The sequence below is a fragment of the Pseudomonas laurentiana genome, assembly GCF_014648275.1.
GTDB lineage: Bacteria > Pseudomonadota > Gammaproteobacteria > Pseudomonadales > Pseudomonadaceae > Aquipseudomonas > Aquipseudomonas laurentiana.
The window spans coordinates 149,378-172,954 of the sequence record NZ_BMQU01000005.1; the positions used below are offsets into that span (position 1 = coordinate 149,378).

Consider the following 23,577-nt stretch of genomic DNA (forward strand, 5'->3'; position numbering starts at 1 on the left):
CAAAACAGGCATTGTACAGACTGTTTTGCCACGCCGGTCGTTCACACTGGAGCACACCGACCGGCGTATTTCACAACAGACTGATCAGGCCCCCTGAGTCAGTCTGCCGTGACAACTTTCGGCTGGCCCAGATTGGCCAGACGTACACTGTCCTGCATTTGTTGGGCTTCGCCCTGGCTGCTGATCGGGCCCATGCGAACCCGGTGCAGGGTCTGCTGGTTACGCACGATCGAACTGATGAACACCGGGGCATTGACCATGGTGCTGAGCTTGGAGCGCAGCAATTCCGCAGCATCCGGGTTGGCAAATGCGCCGACCTGCAAGTACATGCCGGAACTGGCCGAGCTTGCATTACTGGCCACCTGGACCGGCACCACCGCTGCGGCATGCTGCTGCGGCGGCGGCGTCCACTGCTCGACCGCCCCGGTATTGCTCGACAACGGCTTGGCCTGGGCGACCTGCGGCTGCTCCAGCACCAGCGGTGCAGGGCGACCGCGCTGGGCCCACCATTGCTGGGGATCGATACCTTCAACACGCACACGCGCCGTGCCGGTCTCAGCGTAGCCGAGCTTTTTCGCTGCCGCGTACGACAGGTCGATGATCCGGTCGGAGTAGAACGGACCACGGTCGTTGACCCGCAAAATCACACTGCGGTTGTTGTCCAGATTGGTAACCCGTACGTAGCTCGGCAGCGGCAAGGTCTTGTGCGCCGCGCTCATGCCATACAGGTCGTAGACTTCCCCGTTGGCCGTGTTCTGGCCGTGAAACTTGGTGCCGTACCAGGACGCAGTGCCCTGGGCCACGTAGTTGCGCGACTCACCCATCGGGTAGTACGTCTTGCCCAGCACCGTATAGGGGTTGGCCTTGTACGGGCCATTGTGCACCGTAGGGGTCGCATCGGGGATCTTCGAGACATCGACGTCCCACCAAGGCGCACCGTCCTTGTGGGCACGGTTGATGTCCAGGCCGGGCTGTGAACGAACACCACCCTGTTGCTGGGGTGAACGACCCGTGGAACAACTGACCAGCACCAGCCCCAGAGTGGCCACGCCAAGCAGTTGCAAGGAAGTTGTGAGCGATACGCGCATTATTTGGCGCCTCGTGCTTGAACCAGCAGGTCCGAAAGTTGATGTACCGCCATGGCGTACATCACGCTGCGGTTGTAGCGCGTGATCGCATAGAAGTTCTTGAGGCCCATCCAGTACTCAGGACCGTTGTCGCCTTCAAGCCGAAAAGCGGTGACTGGCAGATCATCGCGCAGTACATCATGGCTTGACCAGCCCAGTGCCCGCAACTCTCCAACCGTTCGCACAGGCTCGATTCCGGGCGTCAGCCCTTCGTCCACGCGCTCGCCGCGAACCATGGCGCGGCTGACCACGCCCTCGCCGGCCACCCAACCGTGGCGCTTGAAGTAACTGGCGACACTGCCGATGGCATCGTCCGGATCGTTCCAGATATTGATATGACCGTCGCCGTCGAAATCCACGGCATACGCCCTAAAGCTGCTCGGCATGAACTGCGGCAGCCCCATGGCGCCGGCGTAGGAACCCTTGAGGGTCAGCGGATCGACCTGCTCCTCACGGGCCAGCAACAGGAACTCGCGCAGCTCCTTACGGAAAAACTCGGCACGCGGCGGGTAATCGAAGGCTAGCGTCGACAAGGCATCAATGACCCGATAGTTGCCTGTATTGCGGCCAAAGAAGGTCTCGACACCAATAATCGCCACGATCACCTGGGCAGGTACACCGTACTCCTGCTCGGCACGGGCCAGAGCGACCTCGTGTTGACGCCAGAAATCCACGCCACGGGCGACACGCGCATCGGTCAGGAACATCGGGCGATATTCCTTCCAGGGTTTTACCCGCTCAGCAGGTCGGGAAATGGCATCGAGAATCGATTGTTTGCGCTCGACCTCACGAAACACGCCGATCAACTGCTCACCAGCAAAACCGTAGTCGCGGGTCATTTCGCCGACAAACTCGGCCACCTGAGGCGAGCCGTCATAGTCGCCAGCCACAACCTGTTGCGCCGAGCCGAGCAGGCCGAGCAGGCCAACCCAAGGCGCGCAACGAGCCGCCCAGCTACGCATTGCTTGCATTAAATTCTTCACCTTATTCAAGCTTGTGCAATCCATTTACGGTGCGTATGGACCGACATTAAAACCCCAAACGCTGAAAGCAGCGTCACCAACGAAGTGCCACCATAACTGATGAAGGGCAGCGGCACCCCCACCACCGGGAGCAGCCCACTGACCATGCCGATGTTGACGAAGACATACACAAAGAAGGTCATGGTCAGGCTGCCCGCCAACAATTTGCCGAACAGCGTTTGCGCCTGGGCAGTAATCACCAGGCCGCGCCCGATCAACAACATGTAAATCAACAGCAGTGCACAGATACCCACCAACCCGAACTCCTCGCCCATGACGGCGATAATGAAGTCCGTATGGCTTTCCGGAAGGAAGTCCAGGTGCGACTGCGTTCCCAGCAGCCAGCCCTTGCCGAACACACCGCCCGACCCAATGGCGGCCTTGGACTGGATAATGTTCCAGCCCGTGCCCAACGGATCGCTTTCCGGATCAAGGAACGTCAGCACCCGCTGTTTCTGGTAGTCGTGCATGACGAAAAACCACATCGCTACCGCCACAGGTACTGCAGCAGCGACCACACTGATGATCCAGCGCCACTTCAGCCCGCCCATGAACAGCACGAAGGCCCCCGAAGCCAGAATCAGCAGCGCGGTGCCCAGGTCCGGTTGACGGACGATCAAAATGAATGGCACACCGATCATCACCAGGCTGATCACCACATGCTTCAAATGCGGCGGTAGCGTGCGCTTGGCCAGGTACCAGGCAATGGTGGCGGGCATGATGATCTTCATGAATTCCGAAGGCTGGAAGCGAATCACCCCCGGAATGTTGATCCAGCGCGTGGCCCCCATGGCGTTGTGCCCCATGACATCCACCACGACCAGCAAGATCACGCCGAAGACGTAGGCCAGTGGCACCCAACGCGCCATGAACCGGGGCTCGAACTGCGCAATGATGAACATCGAGACCAGGCCAATACCAAATGAACTGGCTTGCTTCAGCAGCAGATCCCAGTCCTTCCCGCTGGCCGAATACAGCACGAACAGGCTGCCCGCCGCCAGCGTCAACAGGAGAACGAGCAACGGACCATCAACGTGGATACGCTGAAGGAACGTCGCCCGACGGCGCATGACGTCCTCACTGGAGAGCATGCGATCGAAATTGCTTTTCACTGGGCAGGTTCCTGAGCGACAGAAGGTGTGGCGTACTCCGGTTTGAGGCGCCCATGTTCGTCAAGCAACCAGGCATCCATCACCTGCCGCACGACTGGCGCGGCAACGCCCGAACCGGACTCGCCGTTCTCGACCATCACCGACACGACAATCTTCGGATCATCGGCCGGCGCAAAGCCGACAAACAGCGCATGGTCACGGTGGCGTTCCTGCAGCTTGTTACGGTCGTACTTCTCGCCCTGCTTGATCGCGACTACCTGGGCGGTACCACTCTTGCCGGCAATCCGGTACTGGGCACCAATCGAGGCCTTGCGCGCGGTCCCTCGAGCACCTTGCATCACCTGCTCCATGCCGTGGGTAACCTTGTTCCAATCGGATTTGTCCCGCAACACGATGTCTTCCATCGGGTTTTCATCCACCGGCGGCAGACCTTCGATGGTCTTGGCCAGGTGCGGACGGTTCCACTTGCCCTTGTTGGCAATCAACGCGGTGGCCTGCGCCAACTGCAACGGCGTCGCCTGCATATAGCCTTGGCCAATACCGAGGATCAGCGTCTCACCCGGGAACCAGGCCTGACGACGGGTCGCCCGTTTCCATTCACGGGACGGCATCAACCCCGGTGACTCTTCAAACATGTCCAGCGCCACTTTCTGGCCAATACCAAAGCGGTTCATGTAGTTGGCCAACCGATCGATGCCCATCTTGTGCGCCAGATCGTAAAAATAAGTGTCGTTGGAGCGCATGATGGCCGTGTCCAGATCGACCCAGCCGTCACCGGTACGGTTCCAGTTACGGTACTTGTGGTCATAGTTGGGCAACTGGTAATAGCCGGGGTCAAACACCCGCGTGCCGGCAGTCACCACACCCGTGTCAAGACCGGCAATCGCCACGGCGGGCTTGATCGTCGACCCCGGCGGATAAAGGCCACGCAGTACACGGTTGAACAGAGGCCGGTCAATCGAGTCGCGCAACTCGGCATAGGCCTTGAAACTGATGCCGGTCACGAACAGGTTCGGGTCGAAGCTCGGCTGGCTAACCATCGCCAACACCTCACCGGTACGCGGATCCAGGGCCACAATGGCTCCTCGGCGCCCGCCCAGCGCGGCTTCTGCGGCCTCCTGCAGTTTGATGTCGAGGCTCAGGACGATATCTTTGCCCGGCACCGGGTCGGTGCGTTTGAGTACACGCAGTACGCGGCCACGGGCATTGGTCTCGACTTCCTCGTAACCCACCTGACCGTGCAATTCCGGCTCGTAGAATCGCTCGATACCGGTTTTGCCAATGTGATGGGTACCGCTGTAGTTGACCGGGTCTAGGGTCTTGAGCTCTTTCTCGTTGATCCGCCCGACGTAACCCACCGAATGGGCGAAATGCGGCCCTTGCGGGTAGTGCCGGACCAGTTGCGCAACCACTTCGACACCCGGCAGACGGAACTGATTCACCGCAATGCGGGCAATCTGCTCCTCCGTCAGCTCGAACAGGATCGGCACCGGTTCGAAGGGACGGCGCCCTTGCTTCATGCGTTTCTCAAACAACGCTCGGTCGTCGGGAGTCAGTTGCAGCACTTCGACAATGGCATCAAGCACCTGATGCCAGTCCCCGGCCCGCTCACGCGTCATGCTCAGACTGAAACTGGGCCGGTTATCGGCGACGATGACGCCATTTCGGTCGAAAATCAGCCCGCGGGTCGGCGGAATCGGCTGTACATGCACCCGATTGTTTTCCGATAGCGTGGAGTGATAGTCGTACTGTATGACCTGCAGGTAATAGAGACGAACAATCAGCACGCACACCAGCAAGACGACCGCCACTGCACCGACCACAACGCGGCTACGCACTAGACGGGCGTCTTTCTCGTGATCCTTGAGGCGAATCGGCTGCGACATTACGGAGGCTTACGGCTTATTTGTGGTAAGGGTGCCCGGACAGAACCGTCCAGGCGCGATACAGCTGTTCGCCGATGAGTATCCGTACAAGCGGGTGCGGCAGGGTCAAGGGTGACAGCGACCAGCGCTGTTCACTGCGCGCACAGACTTCCGGTGCCAACCCCTCGGGGCCGCCGACCATGAAGTTGACCGTACGCGAATCCAGCCGCCAGCGGTCCAACTCGACCGCCAGCTGTTCAGTGCTCCAGGGCTTGCCATGGACCTCCAGCGTGACGATACGTTCCCCCGGCTGGACTTTGGCCAGCATGGCTTCGCCCTCCTGACGGATCAGGCGGGCGACATCGGCATTCTTGCCTCGGGTATTGAGTGGAATCTCCACCAGCTCCAGCGACAGCTCAGAAGGCAGACGCTTGGCATATTCATGCCAGCCGTCTTCGACCCACTTGGGCATGCGCGAGCCAACCGCGATCAGACGCAGACGCACGACGCTTCCTTATTCCTTGTCGCGGAGCTTGTCGAAGTGCTCGTGCGAATGCTCAGGCGAGTGGTGCTTGCCATCGGCAGCACGGCTCTGCTCAGCGCCCTGCCACAGACGCTCCAGGTCGTAGAACTGACGTGCGGCGGCCGTCATCATGTGAACGATGACATCACCCAGGTCCAGAAGCACCCAGTCACTGTCGCCCTTGCCTTCTTCGCCCAGCGGCTGAGCGCCCTGCTTCTTCACGTTCTCGCGAACCTTCTCCAGCATCGCGTTGATCTGGCGATTGGAGGTACCGGTAGCGATGATCATGTAGTCGGTGATGCTGTGCTTGTCGCGTACGTCGATAACCAGGATGTCCTGGGCCTTGACGTCAGCCAGTGCCGCTTGGGCCAGTTCGACCAGTGTTTCGGCGTTGATTGCTTGGTTCTTCATATAAAACTCATTCAGCTCGTAAGTAGGGGCCGCCTCGCGGCGTGCCCTTCAGTTCGGCGTACGGTACAAGCCGTGCGCCTCGATATAGGCCAGTACTGCGTCTGGAACCAGAAAACGCACCGACTTGCCATTGGCCAGCAGCTGTCGGATTTGCGTGGCGGAGACCGCCAGCGGCGTTTGCCAGACGAATGCAATTTGCCCGGCAGGCCCAACCAGGGCCTGAGGGTCGCTGACCGAGCGTGCGGCCAGCAGGTTGCGCAACGCATCCGGCGGTTCAACGTCGGCATCCGGGCGTTGCAGCACCAGGATATGACAGTGTTTCAGCAACTCATCCCAACGGTGCCAACTGGGCAAGCCACAAAAGGCATCCCAGCCCACCAACAGGAACAACTGGTCTTCAGCAGCCAGCTCGGCCCGCATCAGTTCCAGCGTTTCAATGGTGTACGACGGTTTATCACGGGACAACTCCCGGGCATCGACCGTCAGCAGCGGCACGCCCCGCACCGCCTGTTCGACCATTGCCAGACGGTCGAGCGCCGACACCTGCGGGGTATCGCGGTGTGGCGGTCGAGCATTGGGCATCAGCCGCAACTCATCCAGCGCCAACACTTCGGCAACCTCCAGCGCACTGCGCAGGTGACCGATATGCACGGGATCGAAGGTTCCGCCGAGCACGCCAATGCGCCGCCGAGGCGGCACGCTGACAGCAGCGGCGAGAGGGGCATGCTCAACCAAGTCAGAGCGACTCCTGGCCGCGTAACTGGCCGTCGCCGATCACAACATATTTCTCGCAGGTCAACCCTTCCAGGCCAACCGGACCACGGGCATGCAGCTTGTCGGTAGAAATACCGATCTCGGCACCCAGGCCGTACTCGAACCCGTCGGCAAAGCAGGTCGGGGTATTGAGCATGACCGACGCCGAGTCGACCTCGGCGATGAAACGCCGGGCCAGGCCCTGATGTTCGGTCACAATGGCGTCCGTATGGTGCGAGCCGTAGTGGTTGATGTGTTCGATCGCCTGATCCAGGCCATCGACCACACGGATCGACAGAATCGCGTCCAGGTACTCAGTGTGCCAGTCTTCTTCCGTCGCTGGCAGCGCCTCAATGTACTGGCGGGTGCGTTCGCAACCACGCAACTCAACGCCTTTTTCCTTGAACAGGGTCGCCATTGCCGGCAGGAACTCCGCCGCAACACACTGATCGACCAGCAAGGTTTCCATCGCGCCGCAGATGCCATAGCGATAGGTCTTGGCATTGAAGGCAATGCGCCGGGCCTTCTCCAGGTCGGCATGCTCGGCCACATACACATGGCAGATACCGTCGAGGTGCTTGATCACCGGCACGCGGGCTTCGCGACTGACCCGCTCGATCAGACCCTTGCCGCCACGCGGCACGATCACATCGACATACTCAGGCATGCTGATCAGCGCGCCGACCGCCGCACGGTCAGTGACCTCAACCACTTGCACCACCGCCGCAGGCAAGCCGGCTTCAGCCAGGCCACGCTGGATGCAGGCGGCAATCGCGCGATTGGAATGAATGGCCTCCGAGCCTCCACGCAAGATGGTGGCGTTGCCGGACTTCAGGCACAGACTGGCCGCATCGATGGTCACGTTAGGCCGCGACTCATAAATGATCCCGACCACACCCAGCGGTACACGCATCTTGCCAACCTGAATGCCCGAAGGGCGGTAGCTCATGTCGCGAATCGCTCCGACCGGGTCTGGCAGGCTGGCGACCTGGCGCAAGCCGACGATCATGCTGTCGATACGTGCCGGCGTCAGTGCCAGGCGCTCGAGCATGGCCGGCTCAAGGCCGTTGGCCCGGCCAGCAGCCAGATCCAGCTCATTGGCAGCGGACAGTTCGGCGCGGGCGGCGTCCAGCGCATTGGCAGCAGCCTGCAGCGCGCGGTTCTTCTGCGCAGTGCTGGCACGACCAATGACGCGGGCCGCTTCACGGGCGGCGCGACCCAGGCGGGTCATGTAGTCAAGAACGGACTCAGTCATGGGGCTCAGTGTCTTGGCGGAGGGGAAATCGGCTGATTATAACTGTCATGCAGGTGAACGCCCAGCGGTGGCTGGCGGATGGTCGAAATCAGCCACCTAAAACACCCCTGCCGAGACTCGCGCCCCTTGTACACGCCGGCTTTGCCGACGATAAATTGCTATTATCGCCGCCAGCCTTCAACGATGCCCGAAGATGCCTACGCCGAACACTTGCCGGCCACTGCCCGATACCTTTTTCGACCGTGATGCGCAAACCCTGGCCAAAGCCTTGCTCGGTAAAGTCATCCGCCACCGACAAGGCCCCTACTGGCTGTCGGCACGCATCATCGAAACCGAAGCCTATTACTGCGCCGAGAAAGGCAGCCACGCCTCACTGGGCTACACGGAAAAGCGCAAAGCCCTGTTTCTTGAGGGCGGGCATATCTATATGTACTACGCCCGTGGTGGCGACTCACTGAACTTCAGCGCCCAAGACCCCGGCAATGCGGTGCTGATCAAATCCGGGTACCCGTGGCTGGACGCCTGCTCGAATGCCGACAGCCTGGCGCACATGCAAGCGAACAATCCCGACACCCGTGGCCAGCCACGCCAACCTGAGCGCCTTTGCGCCGGGCAAACCTTGCTGTGCAAGGCGCTTGGGCTGAAAGTGCCCGACTGGGACGCCCAGCGCTTCGACCCCGAACGGCTGTTTGTCGACGATTGCAGCATCATCGTGAAACACATTATCCAGACCACCCGTCTAGGCATTCCCCGCGGCCGCGATGAACATCTGCTGTATCGTTTCGTTGATGCCGAATTCGCCCGTTACTGCACCCGCAACCCGTTGCGCCGAGGGCAGGTCGAGGGGCAAGACTACTTTCTACTGACACAAGGAATTTGAACCTATGGGCGCATGGCTCGACAGCCTTACCGGCTGGCTGACCACCCACCCGCAATGGCTTGGCCTGGCGATTTTTGTGGTGGCATGCATCGAGTGCCTGGCGATAGCCGGGATCATCGTCCCGGGTACCGTGCTGCTGTTCGCCATTGCCGTACTGGCCGGCAGCGGCGCTCTGTCGCTGGGCGAAACGCTGTTGCTGGGCTACGCGGGCGGCCTGCTCGGCGATGCGATCTCCTACACACTTGGCCGACACTTCCATCAGAACATCCGACGCTTGCCACTACTGCGCACGCACCCGCAATGGATCGGCAGCGCGGAAACCTACTTCCAGCGCTACGGTATCGCCAGCCTGCTGGTCGGACGCTTTATCGGCCCGCTACGCCCGATGCTGCCGATGGTTGCAGGCATGTTCGACATGCCGCTACCGCGTTTTATCATGGTCAGCCTGATTGCGGGCGCTGGCTGGTCAATCGCCTACCTGCTGCCAGGCTGGGCGACCGGCGCAGCCATGCGCCTGCCGCTGCCGGACGGCTTCTGGCCACAGGCGGGCATCGTAGCTGGCGGCCTGGCGGTACTGATCGCGCTGAGCATCAATTGCAGCCTGCGCAGCCAGCGTCGGGGCACTCGGCTGATGGCCGCACTGAGCCTGACAGTGCTGATTGCCCTGTTTTTCGGCTGGCCGTACCTGACCCAACTGGACCAAGGGTTGATGGCCGTGGTTCAGGAAAGCCGTAGCCAAGGGGTCGATGATATCGCCGTGATGATCACCCGACTGGGCGACTTCCGAACGCAGCTCGTGGCTGGCGGCCTGCTGACTGGCCTATTGCTGCTGGCCCGGCAATGGCGCCACGCCCTCTTCGCCGCAACCACCCTGATCGGTACCGCACTGCTCAATGGCACCCTGAAATGGTTCTTCGCCCGCGCCCGTCCGGATGTACTGACAGACCCCTTGGGCACCTACAGCATGCCCAGCGGACATAGCTCTGCGTCGTTCGCGCTCTTTCTGGTGCTGGCCGTGCTGGCGGGTCGCGAACAACCACCGCGGATGCGCCTGACCTGGGTCATGCTGGGCTGCCTACCGGCCCTGGCCATCGCCTGCTCACGTGTCTACCTCGGCGCACACTGGCCTACCGACATCCTCGCCGGAGCCATGTTGGCCTGCTTTGTGTGTGCGAGCAGCCTGACACTGATTCAGGATCGTGCGCCGCTGAACGCCTTGCCACGACGGGTCTGGTGGCTGGTGCTGCCAAGCTGCACCGCACTGCTTGCCTTTTTTGCCCTGCATGCATTGCCGCAGGCACTGGCGCGCTACCAGTACTGAGCAGTCAGGCGAACAACTCACCCTGTAAGCGATCAAGCAGCGCCTGGATAGCATCCAGACGCTGCTGTGGCGCATCGATCGCCAACAGGTCGAGCTTGTCCTCTTCGACAAATGGCAACAGATAGGCCAATTGGTTCGCCAGGCTCTGCTGCCCGATAATGGCCCTCGGCATGTTCAGCGCTTCGACCATCGGATGCTCAGCCAATGCAACGAGCAGTGCTCGCAGGTCTTCGTCCTGATCCCGCAACGGGCGATCCGGCTGTTCGGCCAGCCACTGCACCTGCGCCAGCAACAACTGGTCTTTCTGCACCTCGGTCTGGGTCACGCGAAAACGTCGCATGCCCTCGACACGAATCCCGAGCAAGCCGTTGTCCTGTTGCTGAAAATCGCGAATCAGGGCCTCACAGCCGATCGAGGCATACCCTTGGGCAGCGCTACCGACTTCAGCCCCGTCAAGAATGCAGACCACACCAAAGCCACCGCCCTGTTTCATGCAACGGCCAATCATGTCCAGGTAACGTGCCTCAAAGATCTGCAGGTCCAGGTAGCAGCCGGGAAACAACACCGTATTAAGCGGAAACAGCGGTAACGTCATTGCGACTCCTCATGCAACCAGGCTGACTGCCAACGGCAGGAACACCGCCGTGGCAACGCCCATCAGGCTCATGGCCAGGGCCGCAAAGGCCCCGCACTCCTCACTTTCCTGCAATGCCACTGAAGTGCCGACCGCGTGTGCCGTCAAACCCAGCGCCATGCCACGAGCCTCCGGGCTATGGACACCGCAACGGGACAACAGTGCCGGACCAAAGATGGCCCCGATTACCCCGGTGATCAATACAAATACGGCCGCCAACGCCGCAACACCGCCAATTTGCTCAGCCACCAGCATGGCAATCGGCGAAGTTACCGACTTCGGCGCCAGGGTCATCAGAATCATATGCTCGGCGCCAAACCACCACCCCAACAGCAGGCAGACCCCCGTTGCCACCACGCCTCCGAATACCAGCGTAGTAAAGGTCGGCCAAAACAGCTGGCGAATACGCCGCAGATTCAGGTACAGCGGCACTGCCAGCGCGACGGTTGCCGGCCCCAGAAGGATATTGAGAATTTCGGTACTTTTTCGGTATTCGCTGTAGGTCAAGCCGCACAACAACAGTACGCTGATGACCACCAGCATCGACATCAGCACTGGCTGCAGGAAGATCCAGCGAGTCTTCTCGTAGGCCGCAAGCACCAGTTGATAGGCCCCCAACGTGATGCCGATACCGAACAAAGGGTGATGAATGACCGCATCGACGGCGCCGTGCCAATCCAGGTTCATGGCCGCTCCTCATGCCGCGCCTGACGGGCGATGAGTTTCTGCATCAAGACACCGGCGAAGACCATGGAAATAAGTAACGACAGCACCAGAGCACCGGCAATCGCCCAGAAGTCCGCCGCAATATCGGCGGCATAAACCATCACCCCTACTGCCGGCGGAACCAGCAACAATGGTAGGTAGCGCAACAGGGTGCTGGCAGCTTCGCTCAGCGGCGCACCGACCTCACCCCGGACTATCAGGTACGTCAGCAGGAGCAAGAGCCCGATAATCGGCCCTGGCAATATGGACAGGAACAAATGATTGATCGCCGTCCCCAATAACTGAAACAACACCAGCCACGTCAAACCACGCAACAGCATAGGAATCTCCCTCAGGCCCGCCGGCCATTATAAGCACCCTATCGGTATGCCTATACCGAGATATTCGTTCAAGTCATGCTGACTTGACCGGTGCCGCCTGGCGTGCTGATCTTAAACGCTTGAATCTGCCGTAGTCATAAGAAAACCAAAGACAATCAGGAGAGTCTCGATGCCCTATGTACCCGTTACAGCGCTCAAGGACTATGTCGGCAAGGAACTGGGACGTTCCGCATGGCTAAAGATCGATCAAGAACGCATCAACCTGTTCGCCGAAGCCACTGGCGACTTCCAGTTCATTCATGTTGATCCAGACAAGGCGGCAAAAACGCCGTTCGGTACGACCATTGCTCATGGTTTTCTGACCCTGTCACTGATCCCCAAGTTGATGCTGGACATTCTGGTGCTGCCGGAAGGCGTGAAAATGGTGGTCAATTACGGCCTGGACAGCGTCCGCTTCATCCAGCCGGTAAAGGTCAACAGCCAGGTAAGGCTCAAGGTTGACCTCACCGACGCCACCGAAAAGAAACCGGGTCAATGGTTGCTGAAGGCTACCGTCACCCTGGAAATCGAAGGTGAAGAAAAACCTGCGTACGTCGCCGAACCGCTTTCGCTCTGCTTCGTCTGACGAACATTGCCGGTGAAACAGTCAGCGCGGCTGTTTCCACCGGCGCATTCTGCGGCATACTCGGCGGCTCACCCGCCCGGACCCCGTTATGCGCCCACTTGCCCCACTCGCCCTGACCCTGCTGCTCACCGCCTGCGGTGACGGCGAACCGCTTTCACCGCCCGATGCCCGCCTGCCCGATGGCGGTCGCTATCGCGGAGAGGTGGTGAATGGCCTGCTACAGGGTGCTGGACGCATCGACTACCCCAATGGCAGTTGGTATGCCGGAGGTTTTCTGAACGGCCAATGGCACGGCCAGGGCGAATGGCACGGCAGCAACGGCGAAGTCTATGTCGGCCAATTTGAGCAAGGCCTGTTCGAAGGCCAAGGTCGCCTCAAAACAGCAGACAGTACCTACCAGGGTGGTTTCAAACTCGGACGTCGCGAAGGTGAAGGCACGCTCAAAGAAGCCGGGCAGTCCTACCGCGGCCAGTTCAAAGCCGACCAGTACAGCGGCGCCGGCCACCTGGAACTGGAAGACGGCAGCCAATATCAGGGCCTGTTCGCCCACGGCAAGCCAAACGGCGAAGGCGTGCGCAGCGATGCCAGTGGCAACCAGTTCAGCGGGCGTTTCGTAAACGGCCAACTGGAGGGCAGCGGCACATTCAACAGTGCCGAAGGCGATCAGTACATCGGTGAGTTCCATGACAATCGCCTGGAAGGACGGGGACGCTACGAAAACGCCGATGGCGATGTCTGGATCGGTCACTTTGAAGACGGCTCGCTCAGCGGCAAAGGCGAACTGTTTGCCAGCGATGGCAGCCATTACAAGGGCGATTTCCGCGACTGGCGCTTTTCAGGATACGGTCGCCTGCAACTGGCAGACGGCAGCGTTTATGTTGGCGGCTTCGAGAACGACACCTACCAGGGCAAAGGTCGCTTGACCCTGCCCGACGGCCAGGTCGAAAGTGGGCACTGGATCAATGGCCAACGGGTTCGAGACGATCAGGGACGGCCGCTTTCCGACCCGCTCGAGCTGGCCCTGCTCAACCAGGGGAGCCTGCTCGAACAGGCCCTGAAGCAGGTCCCTCACTCCACCGCAGCAGTCGAGCTCTACAGCCTGGTCCTGGCTGGCGACGGTAAACAGAGTGTATTCCTGCGTGAGGCCGACTACGTCAGCAGCATGCTTAAAAGCCGGTTTGGCGCCGTTGGCCAAATCACCCTGGCCAATCACCGGGATCACATCGCCGACCGTACGATGGCCACCCGGGAAAACCTGACTCGGGCCGCCAGCACCCTGGCCGAACGCACCGGCCCGGAAGACCTGATATTCATCTACCTGACCAGCCATGGCAGCGAGACCCATGAACTGGTGCTCGATCAACCGCGCCTGCAACTGGCCGACCTGCCGGCCAACGAACTGGCCACAGCGCTTGCCCCGCTGAAAGGACGAGACAAAATCATTGTCATCTCCGCCTGCTACTCCGGAGGCTATATCGATTCGCTCAAGGACGATAAGACCCTGATCATGACCGCCGCACGGGCGGACAGAGTCTCGTTTGGCTGCTCCGAGGAAGCCGACTTCACCTATTTCGGTGACGCCCTGTTTGCCCAGGCACTGAACCAGACCGATGACCTGCAAAACGCCTTCGCGCTGGCCCGCACCCAAGTCGCCTTGCGCGAGAACAACGAAGGCTTCGAGCCCTCGGAGCCACAGATCTGGGCGCCCAAAGGCGTGCTTGCGCACTGGCAGCGCCTGCGTCAACAGCAGGCCCGTAAAGCCCTGCAGAGTGACGAAAAAACGACGGAACAAGCAAAGAGTGCCAGCAGCCACTAAGCTGACTGTAACAAGGGAGAGACATCATGTACTTGACGCCTCAGCACATCCTGCTTGCCGGAGCCACCGGACTGACCGGTGAACACTTACTGGATCGGCTGCTCAACGAACCGACCGTCAGCCGTGTCCTTGCCCCAACCCGTCGACCACTGGCCAAACACCCGCACCTGGAAAACCCGGTGGGTGATCCTGCGGTTTTTCTGCCCCAACTCAATGGGCGCGTCGATATCGCCTTCTGCTGCCTGGGCACGACCATCAAGCAAGCCGGCTCGGAGCCCGCCTTCCGCGCGGTAGACCTGGACATGGTCGTTGCCTTCGGCAAGCGCGCCCGCGAGATGGGCGCACGGCACCTGCTGGTCGTCAGCGCACTCGGCGCAGACCCGAAATCCTCGGTGTTCTACAACCGGGTGAAGGGGGAAATGGAGGAAGCACTCAAGGCGCAGAACTGGCCACAACTGACCATCGCCCGCCCCTCCCTGCTACTTGGCGAACGCGTCGAACCCCGTCCCGCAGAACGCTTGGCGGCACCACTGGCACGGCTACTGCCAGGCAAGTACCACGGGATTGAAGCCTGCGAACTGGCCCGGGCGCTATGGCGCCTGGCGCTGGAGGAGCAAGATGGAATACGCGTGGTGGAGTCCGACGAACTGCGCAGACTCGGCAAGAAGTAAGCCCAGAGTCACTGCCTTCGATCCGGCTGGCAGTCGGCGCTTACAAGCCGCCTGTGGCCTGGAAGCTGACACCCAGCACGGTCAGCAGTGACAACGGCAACAGCAGCGTGTCGAGCAGCGCACTCGCGGGTAGATCGAGCCCAGGGTAAGCCGGCGCCTCAGCACCAAAACGGTCCATGGGACAGCACCCGCCCTGCATGGCATACAGGTCCAGGCGCGTCCCCGAGTAGACAATCGGCGCGCCCGGCTTGGCCGCGTCCAGGGTGCGCACACTGGCGCAACCACTGAGCAGCGCCAGCACCATCACCAGTACAACCGGCCGTTTCAATCCTCACCGCCGACATGGTGCTCGCCCCAACGCGGCAACATGTCCTGAGGAATGTTCAGCACATTGAGAATGCGCGCAACGACAAAATCGATCAGGTCGTCGATCGTCTGGGGCTGATGATAGAAACCTGGCGCCGCCGGCAGAATCACCGCACCCATGCTCGACAGCTTGAGCATGTTCTCCAGGTGAATGGTGGAGAACGGCGCCTCACGTGGCACCAGGATCAACTGCCGACGCTCCTTCAGGGTGACATCTGCCGCCCGCTCGATCAGGTTGTTACAGGCACCGGTCGCAATGGCCGAAAGCGTGCCCGTGGAACACGGCACGACCACCATCGCTGCCGGTGCACCGGAGCCTGAAGCGACTGGCGACATCCAGTCTTCCTTGCCGTACACACGAATCTGCCCTGCGGCTGCGCCGGTGTACTCGGTCAGAAAGGCCTGCATTGCCTGTGGCTTGGCCGGTAGCAGCACATCGGTTTCCGTCGCCATCACCAACTGCGCAGCCTTGGAGATCAGGAAATGCACCTCCCGGTCTTCGCGCACCAGGCAATCAAGCAGGCGCAGACCGTACTGCGCCCCCGAGGCGCCGGTCATGGCCAGCGTGATGCGCTCCGGCCCGCTCATCGCAGGGCCTCGGCCAACTTCCCGTGCAAGCCACCAAAACCACCGTTACTCATGATCACAACCTGGGTACCGGGTTTGGCCTGGCTTTTCACCCGGGCAATGATCGCCTCCAGGCTATCAGCCACCACCGCTGGCACCGGGCACTGGGCCGCCGTGGCTGCCAGATCCCAGCCCAGGTTAGGCGGCGCATACCAGATCACCTGATCGGCCTGGCGCACGCTTTCCGGCAGACCATCGCGGTGCGCGCCCAGCTTCATTGAGTTCGAGCGCGGCTCGATCACGGCGATCAGGGGTGCATCACCGATCCGTTTGCGCAGACCATCCAGCGTGGTGGCAATGGCGGTCGGATGGTGGGCAAAGTCGTCATAAATCGTCACGCCCTGTACTTCAGCGACTTTCTCCATGCGCCGCTTCACGCTTTTGAAGGCGCTCAGCGCGGCGATACCCATCGACGGCACCACACCAACATGACGCGCAGCCGCCAACGTAGCCAAGGCGTTGGCGACGTTGTGCTGACCCGTCAGCTCCCACTCGACAACCCCGTGCGACTCGCCTTCAAAGCTGACTTCAAAACGCGAACCATCGGCACTGAGCAGCTTGACCTGCCACTGACCACCAACCCCAGTCGTCTGGACCGGGGTCCAGCAGCCCATCTCGATCACGCGCTGCAAGGCGGGCTCGGTAGTGGGGTGGATGATCAGGCCTTCACTCGGAATCGTGCGCACCAGATGGTGGAACTGCCGCTCGATGGCCGCCAGATCAGGGAAAATATCCGCATGATCGAATTCAAGATTGTTCAGGATGGCCGTACGTGGACGGTAGTGGACGAATTTCGAACGCTTGTCGAAAAAGGCGCTGTCATATTCATCGGCCTCAACCACGAAGAACGGCGTCCCGCCCAAGCGTGCCGACACCGAGAAGTTCTGTGGCACACCGCCGATCAGGAAGCCAGGGCTCATCCCGGCATGCTCCAACACCCAGGCCAGCATGCTGCTGGTGGTGGTTTTGCCATGGGTTCCGGCCACGGCCAGAACCCAACGTCCTTGCAGCACATGATCGGCCAGCCACTGCGGGCCGGACACATAAGGCAGGCCCTTGTTCAGCACATACTCTACCGCGGGATTACCGCGCGACAGGGCATTGCCGATAACCACCAGATCCGGTGCCGGGTCCAGCTGGCTGGCATCATAGCCTTGGGTCAGTTCAATCCCCTGGGCCTGAAGCTGAGTGCTCATCGGTGGATAGACGTTGGCGTCGGAGCCCGTGACGCGGTGGCCAAGTTCCTTGGCCAACACCGCCAGCGAACCCATGAAAGTGCCGCAAATACCGAGAATGTGAATGTGCATGGTCAACCTCGCAAAACATCGAGGCAGGGTAGCCCAGGGCGGGGAAAATCGCATCCTTTCGTTCAGGCGTCCCGGGCAATACCATGCTTGCGAAGCTTTCGGTACAAGGTATTGCGGCTAACGCCCAGATGCGCAGCCACATGGCTCATATGCCAGCGCTGCTGCTCAAGCACCGCCAGCAAGGCGCTACGCTCCGCATCGTCAAGTGGATGTTCAGGCGCCTCGCAGGAAACCGTGGCCTTCGCGGAAGCGGCTGGGCGACGGATCAACGGCGGCAGGTCATTGAACGTAATGTCCTCGCCTTCGGCCAGTGCAACCAATGTGCGCAGGACATTGCGCAACTGGCGGACGTTGCCGGGCCAGGCAAAATCGAGCAAGGCACCTCGTGCCTTGGCCTCCAGACGGATAACCTGCCCCGCCGCTTCCTCGGCCAGTAGAAAATCAAGCAACTGGGCTTTGTCACTGCGCTCGCGCAGGGCCGGCAAGGCCACTTCCAAACCATTCAACCGATAATAGAGGTCTTCGCGAAAGCTGCCGTCCTCGACCCGCTCCAACAGATTGCGGTGGGTGGCACTGATGATACGGACATCGACCGCCTGAGGTTCGCCACCAATAGGTACCACCATGCGCTCTTCAAGCACACGCAGCAGCCGGGTTTGCAGCGCCAGCGGCATGTCGCCGATTTCGTCCAGCAACAGGGTGCCGCCATCGGCCTGTTGCAGCTTCCCACGCATCCCTTCCTTGCGAGCGCCGGTGAACGTGCCGCCGCGATAACCAAACAACTCACTCTCGATCAAGCTCTCGGGAATCGAGGCACAGTTCAGGGCGACAAACGGCTTCGCCGCCCGCTGACTGGCCTGGTGCACCGCCTTGGCAAAGGCCTCCTTGCCACACCCTGTCTCGCCATTGAGCAGCAAGGGCACATCGCGTTCGAACACCCGCACGGCACGGCGAAAATCGTTCTGCAATGCAGGGTCGACCAGACAGATCGAACCTGTAATCGGTGCCGGTGGCGGCAACGCCACCGCGGCCAATGATGACGGTTGTGGCGCCCGAACCTGACCGCGCACACTGGCAAACAACTGGCGACCATCACGTGTACGCAATGGCCAACTGGCATTGGCCTGAGCAGTAGCACGCCCCAGCAGCTCATCCAGTGAGCACTCGAAGAACATCTCCACAGGCTTTTCCAGCAGGCCGCCACGCACATGCCCAAGCAGGTTCAAAGCGCTCTGGTTGGCCGCGCAGATACGCCCATCCCCCTCAAACGCCAGCAGCCCTTCGCTGAACAGGCCCACCGACTCAGCCTGCAGATGAAAGCGCAACAGCCACTGCTTTTCGAAATGGCGCAGGAAGTAGCAGCTCTCGATCATCTTCGCCGAGAGGTTTACCAAGGCCATGGTGTGAAACTGACTCTGCCGCGAGACCTCGGGGCGTGCCGACGATACGTCTAGCACTGCAAGCAGCTCGCCATGGGGATCGAACACCGGGCTGGCCGAGCAGGTCAGGCCGGTATGACGGCCACGGAAATGCTCATCCTGATGAATCGTGACGGCTTGGCGTTCGACCAGACAGGTACCAATCCCGTTGGTGCCTTCGCTGGCTTCACTCCAGTCAGCGCCGAGCCAGAGCCCGGCACGCTCGAAGATCTTGCGCTCGGTTGGCGCCGTTACACAGTTAAGGATCACCCCACGCGCATCGGTCAGCAGCACCGCGTGGCCCGCGCCGGAAAGCTGCTGATGCAGACTGTTCATCTCGTTGCCGGCAATGTGCAGCACCTGCTGCAGACGCTCACGGCTTTCCAGCAGACGCTCATGCTCCAGCACGGTCGGCGCCATCGCCATGGCCGGATCGAGGTGATAGTCCTCCAGGCAACGCAGCCAGGAACGAGCAATTGATGGATCGCTACCCGGCCCCTGCAAGTGGGCCTTGCCCTGAGTCACTGTAAGCACTTGCCGAGCGTGCCGGCTCAAATGATTGCTCTGCACTTTTTATTGTTCTCCCCGGAAGCGGTTCAACCCAGCATCCTCCAGCCGCTGACGCTTTGCAATGTCACGGCGATCACTGCGTCACAGGCTGTCTCGTATCTGGCACAAAGTGTCACCCCCGCTGTCCCGAAAATGCCACAAACACGCTAGCGCGCCGCCACAGAACACTATCAACCCCTTGATTTACATAGACCTGCCAGCAGTGGCCCGAGCTTTGCTCTACGCTCTATATCCTCCCCAACAAGCACAAAAGCCAGGAGACACACCATGCGTTACGCACACCCCGGTACCGAAGGCGCAATCGTTTCCTTCAAGAGCCGTTACGGGAACTACATCAATGGCGAGTTCGTCACTCCGGTCAAAAGCCAGTACTTCACCAACACCTCGCCAGTGAATGGCCAGCCGATCGCAGAATTCCCGCGCTCCACTGCCGAAGACATCGAGAAGGCCCTGGATGCCGCCCATGCCGCCGCTGATGCGTGGGGCAGCACTTCGGTACAAGCCCGCTCGCTGATCCTGTTGAAGATCGCCGACCGTATCGAACAGAACCTTGAACTGCTGGCCATCACTGAAACCTGGGACAACGGTAAAGCTGTCCGTGAAACACTGAACGCTGATATTCCGCTGGCCGCCGACCATTTCCGCTACTTCGCTGGCTGCCTGCGCGCCCAGGAAGGCAGCGCCGCCGAGATCGACGGCAACACGGTGGCGTACCACATCCACGAGCCGCTGGGCGTGGTCGGACAAATCATCCCGTGGAACTTCCCGATCCTGATGGCCGCCTGGAAACTGGCCCCGGCACTGGCTGCCGGTAACTGCATCGTGCTCAAACCAGCCGAGCAAACCCCACTGGGCATTACGGTGCTGATGGAAGTCATCGGTGACCTGCTGCCACCTGGCGTCCTCAACGTGGTGCAAGGTTTCGGCCGTGAAGCCGGCGAAGCACTCGCCACCAGCAAGCGCATTGCCAAGATTGCCTTCACCGGCTCGACCCCGGTCGGCTCGCACATCATGAAATGTGCAGCCGAAAACATCATTCCCTCTACCGTTGAGCTGGGCGGCAAATCGCCGAACATCTTCTTCGAAGACATCATGCAAGCTGAGCCTGCCTTCATCGAGAAGGCCGCCGAGGGCCTGGTGCTGGCGTTCTTCAACCAGGGCGAAGTCTGCACCTGCCCATCGCGTGCGCTGGTACAGGAATCGATCTACCCGGCGTTCATGCAAGAGGTGATGAAGAAGATCAAGCAGATCAAACGTGGCGACCCACTGGACACCGACACCATGGTCGGTGCCCAGGCCTCTGAACAGCAATTCGAGAAAATCCTGTCCTACCTGGACATCGCCGAGAAGGAAGGTGCCGAACTGCTGACCGGCGGCAAGGTGGAAAAACTCGAAGGCAGCCTGGCCACCGGTTACTACATCCAACCGACCCTGCTCAAAGGCACCAATCAGATGCGGGTCTTCCAGGAAGAGATCTTCGGCCCAGTGGTAAGCGTCACCACCTTCAAGGACGAGGCGGAAGCCCTGGCCATCGCCAACGACACCGAGTTCGGGCTGGGCGCAGGTGTATGGACCCGCGACATCAACCGTGCATACCGCATGGGCCGTGGAATCAAGGCGGGCCGTGTGTGGACCAACTGCTACCACCTCTACCCGGCGCACGCAGCCTTCGGTGGCTACAAGAAGTCGGGCGTGGGCCGTGAAACCCACAAAATGATGCTTGATCACTACCAACAGACCAAAAACCTGCTGGTGAGCTACGACATCAACCCATTGGGCTTCTTCTAACCCAACGAACGGTGCGGCCTTCAACTGATTGAAGGCCGCACTGGCTTGCAGCCCCCTTATATCGCCGCCCCTCAACAGCAGCCGCCTTGTCGCCCGCCTTGCCGCCCCACGTCGGTGCACAGGCAGGATTCAGACATAATCCCAGCCAGAAACTGAAATTTCCTAATCGACAAGACCCGGATTCGGGTCCATTTTTGCCAATTGCGCTTTTTTTCCGCTTTAGGCAGCATCAGGGCTACGGCTGCCCTGCGATTCGCCGCCACCCCCAAAGGAACCTGAGGACTGCTTATGCGAATCATCAAAGCAACCCTTGAGCATCTGGATCTGATCGCTCCGCTTTTCGTCAAATACCGCGAGTTCTACGGCCAACCACCCTACCCGGACTCCTCGCGCAAGTTCCTCGAAAAACGCCTGAAACGTGGTGAATCGGTGATTTACCTGGCACTGGCCAACGATGACGACAGCAAACTGCTCGGTTTCTGCCAGCTGTATCCGAGTTTTTCCTCGCTGTCGCTCAAGCGCGTCTGGATCCTCAACGATATCTATGTCGCCGAAGACTCACGCCGCCAACTGGTGGCCGACCACCTGATGCGCGCCGCGAAAAAAATGGCCAAGGAGACCAATGCCGTGCGCATGCGGGTTTCCACCAGCACCAACAACGACGTGGCCATGAAAGTCTACGAATCCATCGGTTTTCGTGAAGACACCGAGTTCAAAAGCTACATTCTCCCCATTCAGCAAGACTAGGCGTGTCACTGGGCAGGCCGCGGGCCTGCCCGGTATGCACCTGCAAAAACCTCCGCTATAAACCGCGCAGGTATAATCCGTTTGCGGCCGTATAATACGGCACCAGAATTTGTGTGAACGCTCTCGCAGCTCGCTGGAGTGAACGCGAACGTAGACCACTGACAGTCATCGCAGGCCCGACAGCACGGGCTTTTACCACAGGTGCCGTATATGGATTTCAACCCGCTGGACATCATCCTGCATCTCGATACCTACCTCGATTTGCTGGTCAACAACTACGGCCCCTGGATCTACGCCATTCTGTTCATGGTGATTTTCTGCGAGACAGGCCTTGTAGTAACGCCGTTCCTGCCGGGCGACTCCTTGCTGTTCATTGCTGGCGCGGTAGCCGCGGGCGGTGGCATGGACCCATTACTGCTTGGGGGCCTGCTGATGGCTGCGGCAATCCTGGGCGACAGCACCAACTATGTCATCGGCAGAACGGCTGGCGAACGACTCTTCCGTAACCCCGACTCGAAGATCTTCCGCCGCGACTACCTGCAACAGACCCACGACTTCTACGACCGCCACGGCGGCAAGACCGTCACCCTGGCGCGCTTCCTGCCGATCCTGCGAACTTTTGCACCGTTCGTCGCCGGTATTGCCAAAATGACCTATAGCCGTTTTCTGGCCTTCAGTGTCACCGGCTCCATCTTGTGGGTGGGCGGCCTGGTCACCCTCGGCTACTTCTTTGGCAATGTGCCATTCATCAAGAAAAACCTGTCGCTGATGATCGTCGCGATCATTCTGGTGTCGATGCTGCCGATGATCATTAGCCTGGTGCGCAGCCGCATCAACCGTAACGCCGCGAAGGTCAACTAAGCCCTGCTCATGTGGTCCCTGAGCGCCTGGCGCCGCCGCCGTACATTGGCCCGACACCCTCTCGATGCGCAGCTGTGGCAGCGCATCCGTGAACGCCTGCCGCTGCTCGACGGCCTGAGCGAGGCAGAAGATCAATGGCTACGCGACGCCTGCGTGCTGTTTTTGCGCGAAAAACACCTCACCGCCTTGTCCGGCGTCGAACTGGATGCCGAGCAGCGCCTGTACCTGGCCGCCCAGGCGCAGTTGCCCTTGCTGCACCTGGGGGACCTGAACTGGTACCAGGGCTTCCATGAAATCATTCTGTACCCCGACGACTTCCTCAGCCCACAGCGCCACCGCGACGCCAGCGGCGTGGAGCACGAGTGGAATGGCGAGCACAGTGGCGAAGCCTGGCTGCAGGGCCCGGTAATCCTGGCCTGGCCCGGGGTTCTGGCCAGTGGTGGCTGGGAAGGCTACAACCTGGTCATCCATGAGCTGGCGCACAAACTCGACATGCTCAACGGTGATGCCAACGGCCTGCCGCCACTGCACAGCGACATGCGTGTCAGCGATTGGGCGTCAGCCATGCAACATGCGTATGACGACCTCAACCGTCAACTTGACCGCCACCCGGATGCAGAAACCGCCATTGATCCCTATGCTGCGGAAAATCCGGCGGAATTCTTCGCGGTCACCAGCGAGTATTTCTTCAGCGCCCCCGATGTGCTGGCCCGGGCCTACCCCAAGGTCTACCAGCAACTGCGTGCGTTCTACCGCCAGGACCCGCTACTGCGCCTGCAACACCTACACGCCAGCCATCCCCACTATCGCCACGCCAAAGACTGAGCATGCC

At 60.6% G+C, this 23,577-nt stretch carries 24 protein-coding genes; 9 read left to right on the forward strand and 15 right to left on the reverse strand.

Translation table 11 applies throughout. The features are described from left to right. Positions 1-98 precede the first annotated feature (98 nt). The 8 genes from IE038_RS07260 to IE038_RS07295 are packed head-to-tail and all read right to left on the reverse strand — an operon-like array spanning position 99 to position 8,068. Entirely contained in the window at positions 99-1,088 is a 990-nt protein-coding gene (locus tag IE038_RS07260) for a septal ring lytic transglycosylase RlpA family protein (protein WP_163936409.1), read from the reverse strand. Beyond that, complete coding sequence (mltB, locus tag IE038_RS07265) at positions 1,088-2,098, reverse strand: lytic murein transglycosylase B (protein ID WP_163936406.1); 1,011 nt, start codon at positions 2,096-2,098, stop codon at positions 1,088-1,090. Before mltB ends, IE038_RS07260 begins: the two co-directional genes overlap by 1 nt. 17 nt (positions 2,099-2,115) lie before the next feature. Then, positions 2,116-3,219 (reverse strand): rod shape-determining protein RodA, encoded by a 1,104-nt coding sequence (gene rodA, locus IE038_RS07270; protein ID WP_163936447.1) that lies wholly within the window; start codon positions 3,217-3,219, stop codon positions 2,116-2,118. Between the two features lie 38 nt (positions 3,220-3,257). Next, complete coding sequence (gene mrdA, locus IE038_RS07275) at positions 3,258-5,147, reverse strand: penicillin-binding protein 2 (RefSeq protein WP_163936403.1); 1,890 nt, start codon at positions 5,145-5,147, stop codon at positions 3,258-3,260. A 16-nt stretch (positions 5,148-5,163) separates the two neighbouring features. Beyond that, complete coding sequence (gene rlmH / locus IE038_RS07280) at positions 5,164-5,631, reverse strand: 23S rRNA (pseudouridine(1915)-N(3))-methyltransferase RlmH (protein ID WP_065760351.1); 468 nt, start codon at positions 5,629-5,631, stop codon at positions 5,164-5,166. 9 nt (positions 5,632-5,640) lie between these two features. Next, positions 5,641-6,060, reverse strand: coding sequence for a ribosome silencing factor (gene rsfS / locus IE038_RS07285; RefSeq protein ID WP_163936400.1), 420 nt, complete (start codon positions 6,058-6,060; stop codon positions 5,641-5,643). Positions 6,061-6,108: 48 nt separating this feature from the next. Beyond that, positions 6,109-6,795 carry a nicotinate-nucleotide adenylyltransferase gene (nadD, locus tag IE038_RS07290; protein ID WP_163936397.1) on the reverse strand — a complete coding sequence of 229 codons (687 nt, stop codon included), beginning with the start codon at positions 6,793-6,795 and terminating at the stop codon, positions 6,109-6,111. Between the two features lies 1 nt (position 6,796). Continuing rightward, positions 6,797-8,068, reverse strand: coding sequence for a glutamate-5-semialdehyde dehydrogenase (locus tag IE038_RS07295; protein ID WP_163936394.1), 1,272 nt, complete (start codon positions 8,066-8,068; stop codon positions 6,797-6,799). A gap of 193 nt (positions 8,069-8,261) precedes the next feature. On the opposite strand from IE038_RS07295, the gene IE038_RS07300 reads away from it, so the two are divergent. Both IE038_RS07300 and IE038_RS07305 read left to right on the forward strand, forming a co-directional pair. Continuing rightward, on the forward strand, positions 8,262-8,948 hold the full coding sequence (locus IE038_RS07300; RefSeq protein WP_163936391.1) for a DNA-3-methyladenine glycosylase: 687 nt from the start codon (positions 8,262-8,264) through the stop codon (positions 8,946-8,948). A 4-nt stretch (positions 8,949-8,952) separates the two neighbouring features. After that, a complete protein-coding gene (locus tag IE038_RS07305; protein ID WP_189395394.1) occupies positions 8,953-10,269 on the forward strand; it encodes a bifunctional DedA family/phosphatase PAP2 family protein in 1,317 nt (438 codons plus the stop codon). 4 nt (positions 10,270-10,273) lie between these two features. On the opposite strand, the gene IE038_RS07310 is transcribed toward IE038_RS07305, so the two are convergent. From IE038_RS07310 to IE038_RS07320, 3 genes are read right to left on the reverse strand one after another with little or no spacing between them, the layout of a single operon-like run. Continuing rightward, on the reverse strand, positions 10,274-10,864 hold the full coding sequence (locus tag IE038_RS07310) for an LON peptidase substrate-binding domain-containing protein (RefSeq protein ID WP_163936389.1): 591 nt from the start codon (positions 10,862-10,864) through the stop codon (positions 10,274-10,276). 9 nt (positions 10,865-10,873) lie between these two features. After that, complete coding sequence (locus IE038_RS07315) at positions 10,874-11,584, reverse strand: LrgB family protein (RefSeq protein ID WP_189395414.1); 711 nt, start codon at positions 11,582-11,584, stop codon at positions 10,874-10,876. Positions 11,585-11,586: 2 nt separating this feature from the next. Further along, positions 11,587-11,949 (reverse strand): CidA/LrgA family protein, encoded by a 363-nt coding sequence (locus IE038_RS07320; RefSeq protein WP_163936383.1) that lies wholly within the window; start codon positions 11,947-11,949, stop codon positions 11,587-11,589. Positions 11,950-12,118: 169 nt separating this feature from the next. On the opposite strand from IE038_RS07320, the gene IE038_RS07325 reads away from it, so the two are divergent. The 3 genes from IE038_RS07325 to IE038_RS07335 all read left to right on the forward strand — a co-directional run bounded on the left by IE038_RS07325 (position 12,119) and on the right by IE038_RS07335 (position 15,061). Continuing rightward, positions 12,119-12,574, forward strand: coding sequence for a MaoC family dehydratase (locus IE038_RS07325; RefSeq protein WP_189395395.1), 456 nt, complete (start codon positions 12,119-12,121; stop codon positions 12,572-12,574). A gap of 88 nt (positions 12,575-12,662) precedes the next feature. Further along, positions 12,663-14,390, forward strand: a complete 1,728-nt coding sequence (locus IE038_RS07330; RefSeq protein ID WP_189395396.1) for a C13 family peptidase — start codon at positions 12,663-12,665, stop codon at positions 14,388-14,390. Positions 14,391-14,416: 26 nt separating this feature from the next. Beyond that, positions 14,417-15,061: an oxidoreductase gene (locus tag IE038_RS07335; RefSeq protein ID WP_163938809.1), complete on the forward strand. Its 645-nt coding sequence runs from the start codon at positions 14,417-14,419 to the stop codon at positions 15,059-15,061. A gap of 40 nt (positions 15,062-15,101) precedes the next feature. Here the strand turns inward: IE038_RS07335 and IE038_RS07340 are convergent, their stop codons facing one another. From IE038_RS07340 to IE038_RS07355, 4 genes are all read right to left on the reverse strand, one after another. Next, on the reverse strand, positions 15,102-15,365 hold the full coding sequence (locus tag IE038_RS07340) for a YceK/YidQ family lipoprotein (protein WP_189395415.1): 264 nt from the start codon (positions 15,363-15,365) through the stop codon (positions 15,102-15,104). 20 nt (positions 15,366-15,385) lie between these two features. Beyond that, on the reverse strand, positions 15,386-16,015 hold the full coding sequence (gene ubiX / locus IE038_RS07345; RefSeq protein ID WP_163938806.1) for a flavin prenyltransferase UbiX: 630 nt from the start codon (positions 16,013-16,015) through the stop codon (positions 15,386-15,388). Beyond that, positions 16,012-17,361, reverse strand: a complete 1,350-nt coding sequence (gene mpl, locus IE038_RS07350; RefSeq protein WP_163938803.1) for a UDP-N-acetylmuramate:L-alanyl-gamma-D-glutamyl-meso-diaminopimelate ligase — start codon at positions 17,359-17,361, stop codon at positions 16,012-16,014. Before mpl ends, ubiX begins: the two co-directional genes overlap by 4 nt. A gap of 62 nt (positions 17,362-17,423) precedes the next feature. Further along, positions 17,424-19,349 carry a sigma-54-dependent Fis family transcriptional regulator gene (locus tag IE038_RS07355; protein ID WP_163938800.1) on the reverse strand — a complete coding sequence of 642 codons (1,926 nt, stop codon included), beginning with the start codon at positions 19,347-19,349 and terminating at the stop codon, positions 17,424-17,426. Between the two features lie 267 nt (positions 19,350-19,616). Here IE038_RS07355 and exaC point away from each other — a divergent pair, with 267 nt between their 5' ends. The 4 genes from exaC (at position 19,617) to IE038_RS07375 (ending at position 23,570) form a co-directional block, all read left to right on the forward strand. Beyond that, positions 19,617-21,137: an acetaldehyde dehydrogenase ExaC gene (gene exaC / locus IE038_RS07360; protein WP_163938797.1), complete on the forward strand. Its 1,521-nt coding sequence runs from the start codon at positions 19,617-19,619 to the stop codon at positions 21,135-21,137. Positions 21,138-21,425: 288 nt separating this feature from the next. Then, positions 21,426-21,884, forward strand: coding sequence for a GNAT family N-acetyltransferase (locus IE038_RS07365; RefSeq protein ID WP_189395397.1), 459 nt, complete (start codon positions 21,426-21,428; stop codon positions 21,882-21,884). Between the two features lie 210 nt (positions 21,885-22,094). Continuing rightward, positions 22,095-22,745 carry a DedA family protein gene (locus IE038_RS07370; RefSeq protein ID WP_163938795.1) on the forward strand — a complete coding sequence of 217 codons (651 nt, stop codon included), beginning with the start codon at positions 22,095-22,097 and terminating at the stop codon, positions 22,743-22,745. Between the two features lie 9 nt (positions 22,746-22,754). Further along, positions 22,755-23,570, forward strand: a complete 816-nt coding sequence (locus tag IE038_RS07375) for a M90 family metallopeptidase (RefSeq protein ID WP_163938794.1) — start codon at positions 22,755-22,757, stop codon at positions 23,568-23,570. The last annotated feature ends 7 nt before the right edge of the window (positions 23,571-23,577 follow it).

What these genes read in the sequence shown, in the direction of transcription:
- IE038_RS07260 (WP_163936409.1), bottom strand. Translation starts at nt 1,088, where the DNA reads ATGCGCGTATCGCTCACAACTTCCTTGCAACTGCTTGGCGTGGCCACT.
- mltB (WP_163936406.1), bottom strand. Translation starts at nt 2,098, where the DNA reads ATGCAAGCAATGCGTAGCTGGGCGGCTCGTTGCGCGCCTTGGGTTGGC.
- rodA (WP_163936447.1), bottom strand. Translation starts at nt 3,219, where the DNA reads ATGCGCCGTCGGGCGACGTTCCTTCAGCGTATCCACGTTGATGGTCCG.
- mrdA (WP_163936403.1), bottom strand. Translation starts at nt 5,147, where the DNA reads ATGTCGCAGCCGATTCGCCTCAAGGATCACGAGAAAGACGCCCGTCTA.
- rsfS (WP_163936400.1), bottom strand. Translation starts at nt 6,060, where the DNA reads ATGAAGAACCAAGCAATCAACGCCGAAACACTGGTCGAACTGGCCCAA.
- IE038_RS07295 (WP_163936394.1), bottom strand. Translation starts at nt 8,068, where the DNA reads ATGACTGAGTCCGTTCTTGACTACATGACCCGCCTGGGTCGCGCCGCC.
- IE038_RS07300 (WP_163936391.1), top strand. Translation starts at nt 8,262, where the DNA reads ATGCCTACGCCGAACACTTGCCGGCCACTGCCCGATACCTTTTTCGAC.
- IE038_RS07305 (WP_189395394.1), top strand. Translation starts at nt 8,953, where the DNA reads ATGGGCGCATGGCTCGACAGCCTTACCGGCTGGCTGACCACCCACCCG.
- IE038_RS07310 (WP_163936389.1), bottom strand. Translation starts at nt 10,864, where the DNA reads ATGACGTTACCGCTGTTTCCGCTTAATACGGTGTTGTTTCCCGGCTGC.
- IE038_RS07320 (WP_163936383.1), bottom strand. Translation starts at nt 11,949, where the DNA reads ATGCTGTTGCGTGGTTTGACGTGGCTGGTGTTGTTTCAGTTATTGGGG.
- IE038_RS07325 (WP_189395395.1), top strand. Translation starts at nt 12,119, where the DNA reads ATGCCCTATGTACCCGTTACAGCGCTCAAGGACTATGTCGGCAAGGAA.
- IE038_RS07330 (WP_189395396.1), top strand. Translation starts at nt 12,663, where the DNA reads ATGCGCCCACTTGCCCCACTCGCCCTGACCCTGCTGCTCACCGCCTGC.
- IE038_RS07335 (WP_163938809.1), top strand. Translation starts at nt 14,417, where the DNA reads ATGTACTTGACGCCTCAGCACATCCTGCTTGCCGGAGCCACCGGACTG.
- IE038_RS07340 (WP_189395415.1), bottom strand. Translation starts at nt 15,365, where the DNA reads ATGGTGCTGGCGCTGCTCAGTGGTTGCGCCAGTGTGCGCACCCTGGAC.
- ubiX (WP_163938806.1), bottom strand. Translation starts at nt 16,015, where the DNA reads ATGAGCGGGCCGGAGCGCATCACGCTGGCCATGACCGGCGCCTCGGGG.
- mpl (WP_163938803.1), bottom strand. Translation starts at nt 17,361, where the DNA reads ATGCACATTCACATTCTCGGTATTTGCGGCACTTTCATGGGTTCGCTG.
- exaC (WP_163938797.1), top strand. Translation starts at nt 19,617, where the DNA reads ATGCGTTACGCACACCCCGGTACCGAAGGCGCAATCGTTTCCTTCAAG.
- IE038_RS07365 (WP_189395397.1), top strand. Translation starts at nt 21,426, where the DNA reads ATGCGAATCATCAAAGCAACCCTTGAGCATCTGGATCTGATCGCTCCG.
- IE038_RS07370 (WP_163938795.1), top strand. Translation starts at nt 22,095, where the DNA reads ATGGATTTCAACCCGCTGGACATCATCCTGCATCTCGATACCTACCTC.
- IE038_RS07375 (WP_163938794.1), top strand. Translation starts at nt 22,755, where the DNA reads ATGTGGTCCCTGAGCGCCTGGCGCCGCCGCCGTACATTGGCCCGACAC.